Origin of the sequence: Pseudomonas citronellolis (assembly GCF_029335315.1) — a bacterium.
Classification (GTDB): Bacteria; Pseudomonadota; Gammaproteobacteria; order Pseudomonadales; family Pseudomonadaceae; genus Pseudomonas; species Pseudomonas citronellolis_A.
Map to the genome: position 1 here is coordinate 1 of NZ_JARJLT010000218.1, position 2,881 is coordinate 2,881.

The window sequence follows — 2,881 nt, forward strand, 5'->3', positions numbered from 1 at the left end:
GACGAATCGACGAGGATTTCCGGCATGAGCCAATTGCCGAACTGCGAAACCCTGCTGCTGGAACGTGACGGTGGCGTGCTGCACGTCACCCTGAACCGCCCGGACAGCCGCAACGCCATGAGCCTGGCGATGGTCGGCGAACTGCGCGCGGTGCTCGCCGCCGTGCGCGACCGGCGCGAGGTGCGCGCCATCGTCCTGCGTGGCGCCGGCGGGCACTTCTGCGCCGGCGGCGACATCAAGGACATGGCCGGCGCCCGCGCCGCCGGCCCCGAGGCTTACGCCGCACTGAACCGCGCCTTCGGCGCGCTGCTGGAAGAAGCCCAGGCACAGCCACAGGTGCTGGTCGCGGTACTGGAAGGCGCCGTGCTCGGCGGCGGCTTCGGCCTGGCCTGCGTCAGCGACATCGCCCTGGCCGCCGACGGCGCCCAGTTCGGCCTGCCGGAAACCAGCCTGGGCATCCTGCCGGCGCAGATCGCGCCCTTCGTGGTCAAGCGCGTCGGCCTGACCCAGGCCCGCCGCCTGGCGCTCAGCGCCGCCCGCTTCGATGGCCGCGAGGCGCTGCGCCTGGGCCTGGTGCACTTCAGCGAGGCCGACGCCGACACCCTCGGCCAGCGCCTGGAAGAAACCCTGGAGCAGGTGCGCCGCTGCGCCCCCGGCGCCAACGCCGCGACCAAGGCGCTGCTGCTGGCCACCGAGAGCGAGCCCCTGGGCCCGCTGCTGGACGACGCCGCACGCCAGTTCGCCGCCGCGGTGACCGGCGCAGAAGGCGCCGAGGGCACGATGGCCTTCGTGCAGAAACGCAAACCGAACTGGGCGCAGTAACTCAGCGCGCGCAGCAGACAGCCCCCTCTCCCTGACGGGAGAGGGTTGGGGAGAGGGAAACCAGCATGCCCAGCTTCGACAAGATCCTCATCGCCAACCGCGGCGAGATCGCCTGCCGGGTGATCCGCACCGCCCACGACCTGGGCTACCGTACCGTGGCCGTGTACAGCGAGGCCGACGCCGAGGCGCGCCATGTGCAGCTGGCCGACGAGGCCGTGTGCATCGGCCCGGCGCCGGTCGGCCAGTCCTACCTCAAGCCTGCGGCGATTCTCGACGCCGCGTGGCGCACCGGCGCCAACGCCGTGCACCCCGGCTACGGCTTCCTCTCGGAGAACGCCGAGTTCGCCCGCGCCTGCGAGACGGCCGGCATCGTGTTCATCGGCCCCGGCGTGGACGCCATCCACCTGATGGGCAGCAAGCGCCTGTCGAAGATCGCCATGCTCGAAGCCGGCGTGCCCTGCATTCCCGGCTACGAAGGCGCGGCCCAGGACGACGCGACCCTGGCCCGCGAGGCCGAGCGCATCGGCTACCCGCTGATGATCAAGGCCAGCGCCGGCGGCGGCGGGCGCGGCATGCGCCTGGTGCAGGCGGCCGACGAACTGGCTGCGCAGTTGCGCACCGCGCGCTCGGAAGCGCTGAACGCCTTCGGCAGCGACGAACTGATCCTGGAAAAGGCGGTGATCCGTCCGCGTCACGTGGAAATCCAGGTATTCGGCGACCACCACGGCAACCTCGTCTACCTCGGCGAACGCGACTGCTCGGTGCAGCGCCGGCACCAGAAGGTGGTCGAGGAAGCGCCCTGCCCGGTGCTTTCGGCCGAGCTGCGCCAGGCCATGGGCGAAGCCGCGGTGAAGGCCGCCGCGCGGGTGAACTACGTCGGCGCCGGCACCGTGGAATTCCTGCTGGACGCCAGCGGCGCCTTCTACTTCCTGGAAATGAACACCCGCCTGCAGGTCGAGCACCCGGTCACCGAACTGGTCACCGGGCAGGACCTGGTGGCCTGGCAACTGCGCGTCGCCCAGGGCGAAGCGCTGCCGCTGCGGCAGGACGAGATCCAGCTGCGCGGCCACGCCATCGAAGTGCGCCTGTACGCCGAGGACGCCGGCAATGGTTTCCTGCCGCAGACCGGCGAGGTGCTGCGCTGGGAACCGCAGCTGCTCGACGGCGTACGCATCGATCACGGCCTGGTCGAAGGCCAGGCCGTGACGCCCTTCTACGACCCCATGCTGGCCAAGGTGATCGCCTACGGCGCCACCCGCGACGAGGCCCGGCGCAAGCTGGTGCGCGCCGTGGAGGACTGCGTGCTGCTCGGGGTCAAGGCCAACCAGCGCTTCCTCGCCAACCTGCTGGCGCACCCGGAATTCGCCGCCGGCAACGCCACCACTGCGTTCATCGCCGAGCACTTCGCCGACGACCCGAGCCTGCGCCCGCAGAACTCGCAGTTCACCGACCTGGCCCTGGCCGCCGCGCTGCTCTACCGCGCCTCGGCCAACGCCCGTGCGCACCAGGGCGGCCTGGCCGGCTGGCGCAACGGGCGCGGCGCGCCCTGGAGCTTCGTCCTGCACGACGGCGAGCGCCAGCACAGGCTGGAACTGGATGTACTGGAGCCCGGCGAACAGCCGAAACTGCTGGCCTATCTCGGCGAGTCGGTCATCGCCCTGCAACTGATCGCCAGCGATGGCCGCTGGCTGGTGGCCGAGGTCAACGGCGTGCGCCGGCGCATCGCCTACCACCAGCGTGACGGACGGCTGTGGCTGTACCGCGCCAACGGCAACCTGGAACTGCGCGACGTCACCCACGAGCCGGCCGGCGCCCAGGGCGGCGCGGGTTCCGGCACGGTCAAGGCACCGATGGACGGTGCCATCGTCGACGTGCTGGTAACCGAGGGCGCGCGGGTCAGCAAGGGCCAGCTGCTGCTGGTGCTGGAGGCGATGAAGATGGAGCACCCGCTCAAGGCCGGGGTCGACGGCATCATCCGCCGCGTCCAGGTGAGCAAGGGCGAACAGGTGAAGAGCCGCCAGCTGCTGGTGGAGGTAGAGTCCGAAGAAATCTGAGCATC

2 protein-coding genes are annotated in these 2,881 nt (G+C 71.0%); both read left to right on the forward strand.

Features of this window, described 5'->3' with window-relative positions; genetic code table 11:
• Positions 1-24: 24 nt before the first annotated feature.
• The gene (gene atuE, locus P3W75_RS17320; protein WP_276228545.1) at positions 25-822 is read left to right on the forward strand and encodes an isohexenylglutaconyl-CoA hydratase; all 798 of its coding nucleotides are present in this window, start codon (positions 25-27) and stop codon (positions 820-822) included.
• 65 nt (positions 823-887) lie between these two features.
• The gene (gene atuF, locus P3W75_RS17325; RefSeq protein ID WP_276228544.1) at positions 888-2,876 is read left to right on the forward strand and encodes a geranyl-CoA carboxylase subunit apha; all 1,989 of its coding nucleotides are present in this window, start codon (positions 888-890) and stop codon (positions 2,874-2,876) included.
• Positions 2,877-2,881: the final 5 nt, after the last annotated feature.